This window comes from Chamaesiphon sp. OTE_20_metabat_361 (assembly GCF_031364565.1).
Genome location: NZ_JANLWO010000398.1, coordinates 1 through 7,948 on the forward strand (window position 1 = coordinate 1; position 7,948 = coordinate 7,948).

The window sequence follows — 7,948 nt, forward strand, 5'->3', positions numbered from 1 at the left end:
CAAGGCAGGTACTGTGATTGACGAGTCAATGGCAGATACCGCCGAAAGATTGGGTATCCTCGATCGATTGTACAAGTCTGCTGGGGGTAATTTGACCGACCCGCTGAGCGAACGCTTTAATGGTGCGGTGGCAGGTTTAACCGTCGAGCAAGCACAAGGACGCAGAGCGCAGACAGCAGTATATACGCCAGAGGGTTATATTATTGCCGCCCAGGGGCAAATTGTGACGCCCCAAGCGATCGATCGGGCAAAAGTAACTCACCGCGAATCAGAGCTATTGAGTGCTGTCGGTTTATCGACACCAGCCGCCGCTCAATCTCGTGCGGGTGCATTAGTTGCCACTACTGGCGAGCGGTTGCAATCGAGTACCAGTGCTGCTAGCGAACGGATGAGTGAAGGCGCGGCAAATATGTGGGATCGCGTCAAGGAAACCGCTAGCGAACTACAGGGACGTAGCGCACATGCCCTCGAAGAAAAGCGGATTAAGGGCGCATTAGGTCGTCCGACTACCCGCGTAATTCTCGATCGCCATGATGGGATTATCCTCAATGTCGGCGAATTAATCGGTCACAATGCGATCGAGACTGCCCGCACGGCTGGTGTCCTGGATATCTTATTGGATTCAGTGTATACCGAGGCTCCACACTTGTCGATCGATGAACTGCGAGCGTCAGAAAAGGGTCGCGCAGCTCTTTCATAATAGGCTTTGGGCTTTAGGCTTCAGGCTTTAGGCGGACATTATTAAACCTTGGTACCAGCTCCCCGGCTTCTTCAAAGAAGTCGGGGAGCTGTCATAAGCACCTTGGCAATTGCCCTAGCAGTTCTAAATCATTTGTGAGATGCGAACTTGGTGTTAATTTAACCGCAGCGATTTGCGCTCGTCGGGAAACCCGACGGTTTAGCAAATCAAGACAGAGGCGCAAAGGGCGCAGAGGGAAGAGTAAGAATTCTCATGAATTATCTAGGATTGCTGTAAGCCGGGGTTATGTTTTAGATTGGACTAGACCCGATCGACTCTAAGATCGTCTCTGACCCTCATCAAAATGCGTCCGAGATGGTTTGCACCAGTTTTGGCGCTACCGCAGCCCCAAAAGTAATCTACAGGTGAATCCTCAATAATTTCGGCATCTAATGTATCGAGTAGAACCTGCTGAATATCGAGATGGCTGCTAAATTTTTGCCGGATGGCGCGATACATCAGTTCGCATTTACACCGATCCCAGTCGGGATGGATTTGATGAGCTGGATCTCTGCCAATTTTCGCGGCTAGTTCGGGAGTCGGTGCGGCTTGAATTTGCGCCATCAGATAGGCAAACTTGGTGCCGTGAAATTTGTGGGCTTGGTAGTAATGCTCGACTGTCTTCCAGTGATGGCTAGCTAAGTGCTGGACATCTGCGCTAGGCATGAGAATTGAGTGCGGTGAGAAGTTGGAAAAGCAACCATAAGGTGCATGAACTTTGTAGAAATAAATTCTCAAGGGGTATTCGTTCGCTCACTTTCGATCGTTTACGCTACTCGGTCGCCCGGAAATTGGAATTTGGGTTTAGCAACATTTTACTAAACCCAGCTATAAATATTCAACATCGGGAGTAGCGAACTTGTCAAATGTGTAAGTGTCCGATCGCGACGATTTTGAGCAGGGATGCGATCGCGGCTTGGGTTTGGGGTAAACTATCGACGACTACTGCCGTACACAGCAACATCATGTACAAAATCGAATATTTAAACATCGATTTAGCCACACTTTTGTCGGTAGGCACTTGCAATAATTTCCAAGCTTCATACACGAAGACACCACCCAATCCTAGCGCCGCAATTCCGTAGATAACGCCAGCCGCACCAAGCGGGTACACCAGCAACAAGCTAGTCGGAATCAGCAACAGGGTATAAATCCAAATCTGTTTGGCAGTGGCGGCTTCACCGACGACGACAGGTAACATCGGAATACCGACCTTCGCATAGTCGTCTTTAATCATCAGCGACAGCGCCCAAAAATGGGGCGGCGTCCAGATAAAGACGATCGCAAATAATACCCAAGCTTCGATACTCAAACTGTTGGTAACAGCCGCCCAACCGACGAGAGCGGGTATCGCTCCGGCGGCACCACCGATGACGATGTTTTGGGGAGTGTGACGCTTGAGCAAGTGAGTATAAATCCACATGTAGAAGCCAATTCCCGCCATCGCGAGCAGCGCGGCGAGGAGATTGGTAAATACAGCCAAAATCGCAAAGGACGCTCCGGCTAAGACTAGCGCAAAAATGCCAGCATGGACGGGTTTGACGCGCCCAGACGGGATCGGTCGGTTGCGCGTCCGTTCCATTGCATAATCGATATCGCGATCGTAAATACAATTCATCGTTTGGGCGGAAGCCGCCGCTAGCATCCCACCGATGACGGTGATTAGAAACAAGACTGGATCGGTTTGACCGTCGGAAGCCAGCCACATGGACGCGGCTGTCGTAATCAACAGTAGAGGAATGATGCGCGGCTTCGTCAGTTGATAATAACTTTGAATAACTTGAGCGAAACTTTGGTGTTTGGCATCAATAGATCGATCGAGAAGCTCTTGCATATACAGGAAGTGGGGATGATTTAATTTGGCGACAGCCGAATCGCACGGCCAAATAATGAAAACAGTTTAGTTAGGCTGGATTTGTGACGCTCTTACCTGCATCCGCAACAGTACGCTCTGTTTTGGTACGCCACAGCAATCCAGTTACTACAACTAATGTCCCGAGCAAGGTGGCACCGATCGCTTGATGGGTCACAGTCAGCGGCTCGACTTGCAAATGAAGCTTGAAAGTTGCTACGCCTAAGAGGATTTGAACGAGCAATAAACCGCCGATCGTCAGCGCAAAGCTGCGATAAAATGTTGGTAAATTGGAATTGCGCCAGATGGCAATAATTACCGCGACACAGCTCAGTGTCGCTGGCACTACTCCGAGCAGATGGCTATTCATGACCGTGCATAGTTCGGAGTTGCCAAAACATTGATGCAGTGCCCAGCGAGAGCCAACTAAGCCACCGAGGATGCTCTGGAGGTAGACCAACACTGCCGCAGTGAGCGGGAGCAGTGGTGAGGGCGACTTAGCCACAGATGGCGGTGCAGGCAGCAAACACGTACCGATCGAGAGTAAGGTAACGAAAAATAGTAAAGCTGTGCCTAGATGCGCGGTGACAATATCAAACCGCAGTAACTCAGTCACTGTGAACGCGCCCAGAGCACCTTGCACCAGAATCAAGCTCAGGGCAAATGTCACCGCCCAAGGCAACCAGTGTGGTAGCTCTCTACGATACCACCATGCCGAGCCACACAACGAAAGCGTACTCAAACCAATCAGAGCCGCATCCAAGCGATGAAACCATTCTAAAAATACCTGGAGATTCATCTGCTGAGTAGGTACCAGTTGCCCGTAACACAAGGGCCAATCCGGACAAGCTAAGCCCGCATTCATCACTCTAGTGGCACTACCGACTGCCATCAGTAACAGTGTCGCAAAAGCAATCTTCCAGATCGACTGGCGGATGCGAGTTTGGACGATCGAGCGCGACCGATCTTCAATCGACGACTTAACAGGAGCGGAGTATTGAGGAGTAAGTGCAGAATCTGACATATTTGGCGATCGCCGAGTTAGTTTGCCTAGGTTTAGTTTTTTAGCTACGCTAGCTCAATAGTTCCCAAACTAGCATTAATACCTATGTGATGTTGGGATGTAAACCGCGTGTTAGTACGGGTAAATACTACTACCCATCCCTGCTAACCCTTACTGTGTCTGCACTCGATCGCCACCATCGGGAGATCCCAAAGAAAATGTTAAAGTTCGATTAAGGGCAAAAATTGGTGTTGTGTTAACAGCGAAAGTATGCCAATCCCAAAGAAAATCTGAAGAAATGCGAATAAGTGCCGATCGCTTTAATTGGCTACGGTACCTTAGTAAAGGTAGTCCGAGTAGTTACCTCGATCGCCACATTGTCATTATCCTAACTATTTTACTAAACTTTTAATCTTAAACTGGTGTCAATCTCGCCACCAAAGCGCGATCGACAGCAATCTCCCCCACTCCACATCTAGGCAGTTCGACAGATATCCATACCAATACTGAATCTGTCGATCGCGCCCAATTCCCAAACAATCTCAACCCCTTAACTTTTGTTCCATTCCGTAACAATTAATGAATATTCCTAGCTCCATTCTGACTCTCCTGCTGGGCGTAGGACTGACCCTCGTTAGCCTCTGGTACGGACAAAACCACGGATTGATGCCTGTTGCCGCCTCCGAAGAAGCAGGACACGTCGATGGCTTATTTAACGCCATGATGACTATTTCGACGGGATTATTTTTATTAGTTCAAGGTGTTATCGTCTACTGTGCGATTAAATTCCGTCGCAAACCTGGAGAGCTGGGTGATGGTGCCGCGATCGAAGGCAATGTACCCTTAGAAATACTCTGGACGGCAATTCCTGCCGCCATCGTCCTCTGGATTTCGATCTACAGTTTTGAAATCTACAACGAAATGGGTGGTTTCGACCCGAGCGCAAATGATATGCACGCCATGCACGGTATGCCTGCTGGCAAAGGTAGCGCGATGGCGGCAACGATGGATGGAGTGCCCCAAGGTAGTCCGATGATTGCTGCATTGGGTGTCGGTGCCTCACCAGCCAATCAAGGTAAAGCGGCTGCTGTCAATGTCAACGTTTTGGGCTTGCAATATGCTTGGATCTTCACCTATCCAGAAGTTAATGTCACTTCCGGCGAACTCCACGTTCCAGTTGGCAAAGAAGTTCAGCTCAACATGAACGCTCAAGATGTGATCCATGCCGTCTGGATTCCCCAACTCCGACTCAAGCAGGACGTAATTCCCGGTACACAGACTCAACTGAGATTTACCACCAATAAAGTCGGTACTTATCCCCTCCGCTGTGCGGAACTCTGCGGTGGTTATCATGGTTCGATGGTGACGCAGATGATCGTCCACACTCCCGAAGAGTACGATACCTGGATTGCCAGTCAGCAACAGTCGGCTCAAGCCCAAGCAGAAATTGTCAAGCAGACAATTGCGATGCAGCCAGCAAATCTGTCTACTGACAAATATCTCGCTCCCTATGCCAAGGAAATGGGCATTAAACCTGAGATGGTTCAGCACCTTCACCACCAGCATGACATGAGCAAGTCGATCGCGTCTGCGGTTAGATAGTTTCGGTTGAGTAGTGGCGGAGATCTACCCACCCCGCCCTACGGGCACCCCTCCAAGGAGGGGATTTTCCGCCAGATCTACTAAGTAAAGAAAGTCTAGTAGAAAGTAGGGTGGGCACTGCCCACCAGCATCAACTACGCGATCGAAATTGCTTCCCTGTCCCCACTCACCAAGCTCCTATAGCTTGTCAAACATATCTAAATTAGCTCTTTTCCCTAAAGCCCAAAACCCAAAACCTAACCCCTAGAAAATGACAGCAGAATTAACACTTCCCAAACAAACAGAAGAAGAAGATGTAGTCATCCACCATCGCACCTGGAAAGACTACTTCACATTTAGTACCGATCATAAGGTGATTGGGATTCAGTACTTTGTAACTGGATTTATCTTTTACATCATTGGTGGTTTATTAGCTGAAGCAATTCGGACAGAACTAGCCACACCGGATGCCGATTTGGTCGATCCGAGTACATACAATAGTATGTTCACCATGCACGGGACGATCATGATCTTCTTATGGATCGTACCTGCTGGAACTGGCGCATTTGCCAACTATCTCCTCCCCCTGATGATTGGGGCGCGAGATATGGCATTTCCCAAGCTCAATGCCGTCGCTTTCTGGATTATTCCCCCGACGGGCTTACTGCTAATTCTTAGCTTCTTTTTAGGCCCAGCTCAAGCTGGCTGGACTTCTTACCCACCGTTGAGTTTACTCACAGGTAAGGTCGGGGAAGGCATCTGGATTATGACCTTGTTATTACTGGGAACTTCATCGATTTTGGGAGGAATTAACTTCTTCACCACCATCATTAAGATGCGGGTTCCGAGTATGTCGATGATGCAAATGCCCCTGTTTTGTTGGGCGATGTTGGCAACATCATTGTTGATGTTAATCGCTACCCCCGTGCTCGCTGGTGCCTTGATCTTACTCTCCTTCGACCTGATTGCCGGGACGGCATTTTTCAATCCCGTCGGTGGTGGCGAACCAGTCGTTTACCAGCACATGTTCTGGTTTTACTCGCACCCAGCGGTGTACATCATGGTCTTACCATTCTTTGGGGTAATCTCCGAAGTAATTCCCGTGCATTGTCGCAAACCAATTTTTGGTTACGGGGCGATCGCGTATTCTAGTATGGTGATTAGTTTCCTCGGCTTGATTGTCTGGGCGCATCACATGTTTACCAGCGGCACACCTCCCTGGTTGCGGATGTTTTTCATGATTACCACGATGGTAATTGCCGTACCGACTGGGATTAAGATCTTTGGTTGGTTAGCGACCATGTGGGGCGGGAAAATTACCCTCAACAGTCCGATGCTGTTTTCGATGGGTTTTATCTCGACCTTCGTTATCGGCGGGATTACTGGCGTCATGCTAGCTGCGGTACCCTTTGACATCCACGTTCACGATACTTATTTTGTAGTCGCTCACTTGCACTACGTCTTATTCGGTGGGAGCGTGTTTGGGATCTACACGGGTATCTATCACTGGTTCCCTAAAGTCACGGGACGCCATATCAATGATACCTGGGGTAAAATCCACTTCGCGCTGACTTACATTGGGTTTAACGTGACCTTCCTGCCGATGCACATCCTCGGCTTACAAGGAATGCCGCGCCGGGTTGCCATGTATGCACCAGAATTCCAAGGTTTAAATCAATTTATTACCTATGGTAGCTATGTGCTGGCGATTTCGACTGTCCCCTTCTTAATTAATGCGATCTATTGTGCTTACAAGGGTGAGCCAGCGGGGAGCAATCCTTGGAATGCGCTGACTCTAGATTGGCAGACCACTTCACCTCCAGAAATTGAGAACTTTGAAGTACTACCCGTCCTAACTACTGGCCCTTACGACTATGGGGATACCACCGAAGTTGAAGAGCCACCGAAAGTATTGACGACAACAGGCAGCTAAACCCTTATTGTCAAACTAATGCTAATACAAACCCGACTTTAACAAGAGTCGGGTTTGCGCCATAACCAATCGTAGCGGCTGTTATTTATCTATCGCTTGACAAGAGCGCTCGCTCGGGATGAGAGAAAATTGTAAGAGATCCCCTATCCCCTATCCCCTATCCCCTATCCCCTAACCATGCAAGGATCTATTTCCGACCAAACCCAAATTAATATCGAAACCGTCGCTCACGATAGCCATCATGAAGCACATCCTGACTTTCGGATTTTTGGACTGATCGTGTTCTTAGTTGCAGAAGGCATGATTTTTCTCGGCTTGTTCGTTGCTTACTTTGCATTTCGATCGATGGCACCAGAATGGCCGCCAGCAGGCACACCTAAGCTCGAATTACTCCTCCCTGGCATAAATACCGTCATCCTTATTGGCAGTAGCTTAGTCATCCATCAAGCCGATACTGCCATCAAAAAAAATGATGTCAAAGGTTTGCAACTGTGGTTTGGGCTGACAGCCTTAATGGGCATCATCTTTCTCGGCGGACAGTTGTACGAGTACAGTCATTTAGAATTCGGTCTGAGAACGAATTTATTTGCGAGTACTTTTTATGTCTTAACTGGCTTCCACGGATTGCACGTTACTGTCGGCGTACTATTGATTTTATCGGTATTGTGGCGTTCGATGAAATCCGAACATTACGGCACCAACAATCATTTCGGTGTGGAAGCTGCCGAAATTTATTGGCACTTTGTCGATGTAATTTGGATTATCTTGTTTATCTTGCTATATCTAATTTAATTAATTTTGTCAGATCTAAAAAATCGCGGAGCATAAAGCTCCGCGATT

At 48.6% G+C, this 7,948-nt stretch carries 6 protein-coding genes and 1 pseudogene; 4 read left to right on the forward strand and 3 right to left on the reverse strand.

What is annotated here, in order from left to right:
• Positions 1–700 (forward strand): annotated as a pseudogene (locus tag RMO35_RS11640) (hypothetical protein); the annotation flags it as partial.
• A gap of 300 nt (positions 701–1,000) precedes the next feature.
• Here the strand turns inward: RMO35_RS11640 and RMO35_RS11645 are convergent.
• The 3 genes from RMO35_RS11645 to RMO35_RS11655 all read right to left on the reverse strand — a co-directional run bounded on the left by RMO35_RS11645 (position 1,001) and on the right by RMO35_RS11655 (position 3,615).
• Positions 1,001–1,477, reverse strand: a complete 477-nt coding sequence (locus RMO35_RS11645) for an NADAR family protein (RefSeq protein WP_309741387.1) — start codon at positions 1,475–1,477, stop codon at positions 1,001–1,003.
• Positions 1,478–1,601: 124 nt separating this feature from the next.
• A complete protein-coding gene (locus RMO35_RS11650; RefSeq protein ID WP_309741390.1) occupies positions 1,602–2,573 on the reverse strand; it encodes a heme o synthase in 972 nt (323 codons plus the stop codon).
• Between the two features lie 70 nt (positions 2,574–2,643).
• A complete protein-coding gene (locus RMO35_RS11655) occupies positions 2,644–3,615 on the reverse strand; it encodes a heme A synthase (RefSeq protein WP_309741391.1) in 972 nt (323 codons plus the stop codon).
• A gap of 558 nt (positions 3,616–4,173) precedes the next feature.
• On the opposite strand from RMO35_RS11655, the gene RMO35_RS11660 reads away from it, so the two are divergent.
• The 3 genes from RMO35_RS11660 (at position 4,174) to RMO35_RS11670 (ending at position 7,900) form a co-directional block, all read left to right on the forward strand.
• The gene (locus RMO35_RS11660; RefSeq protein WP_309741393.1) at positions 4,174–5,196 is read left to right on the forward strand and encodes a cytochrome c oxidase subunit II; all 1,023 of its coding nucleotides are present in this window, start codon (positions 4,174–4,176) and stop codon (positions 5,194–5,196) included.
• Between the two features lie 250 nt (positions 5,197–5,446).
• On the forward strand, positions 5,447–7,108 hold the full coding sequence (gene ctaD, locus RMO35_RS11665) for a cytochrome c oxidase subunit I (protein ID WP_309741396.1): 1,662 nt from the start codon (positions 5,447–5,449) through the stop codon (positions 7,106–7,108).
• Between the two features lie 177 nt (positions 7,109–7,285).
• Positions 7,286–7,900 carry a heme-copper oxidase subunit III gene (locus RMO35_RS11670; protein WP_309741398.1) on the forward strand — a complete coding sequence of 205 codons (615 nt, stop codon included), beginning with the start codon at positions 7,286–7,288 and terminating at the stop codon, positions 7,898–7,900.
• Positions 7,901–7,948 lie beyond the last annotated feature (48 nt).

Coding starts and splice junctions, on each gene's coding strand:
- RMO35_RS11650 (WP_309741390.1), bottom strand. CDS start 2,573: ATGCAAGAGCTTCTCGATCGATCTATTGATGCCAAACACCAAAGTTTC.
- RMO35_RS11655 (WP_309741391.1), bottom strand. CDS start 3,615: ATGTCAGATTCTGCACTTACTCCTCAATACTCCGCTCCTGTTAAGTCG.
- RMO35_RS11660 (WP_309741393.1), top strand. CDS start 4,174: ATGAATATTCCTAGCTCCATTCTGACTCTCCTGCTGGGCGTAGGACTG.
- ctaD (WP_309741396.1), top strand. CDS start 5,447: ATGACAGCAGAATTAACACTTCCCAAACAAACAGAAGAAGAAGATGTA.
- RMO35_RS11670 (WP_309741398.1), top strand. CDS start 7,286: ATGCAAGGATCTATTTCCGACCAAACCCAAATTAATATCGAAACCGTC.